The sequence below is a fragment of the Streptomyces sp. BE20 genome (assembly GCF_036322525.1).
Classification (GTDB): domain Bacteria; phylum Actinomycetota; class Actinomycetes; order Streptomycetales; family Streptomycetaceae; genus Kitasatospora.
On record NZ_JAQYWW010000447.1, the window covers coordinates 1 to 317 of the forward strand.

1 pseudogene is annotated in these 317 nt (G+C 73.5%); it reads left to right on the forward strand.

The window, feature by feature from the left end:
• Positions 1 to 139 precede the first annotated feature (139 nt).
• Positions 140 to 317: pseudogene (locus PUR61_RS04490) on the forward strand (1-deoxy-D-xylulose-5-phosphate synthase N-terminal domain-containing protein); the annotation flags it as partial.

Consider the following 317-nt stretch of genomic DNA (forward strand, 5'->3'; position numbering starts at 1 on the left):
CCTCCCTGGCGAGGCCGCCGGTGAGGGCGCCGTCGCAGTTGACCGCGAGGGTGGTCGGGTCGTGCTCGCGGTGCAGCTGGGCGGCCTTGGCGTGGCGGTCGGGTTTGGTGAGGGGGTTCGTGGGGTGCGTGTTCTCTACCTGGTGGTGGACTCGCACGCCTCGAGCGCCCTCTCCAACGACGACGGCCTCGGCCGGGCCCCCCAGCTGCTCGGCGTGCACGACCGGATCACCGTGGCGGTCATCGGCGACGGCGCCCTCACCGGCGTCCTCGCCTGGGAGGCGCTCAACAACATCGCCGACGCCAAGGACCGGCCGC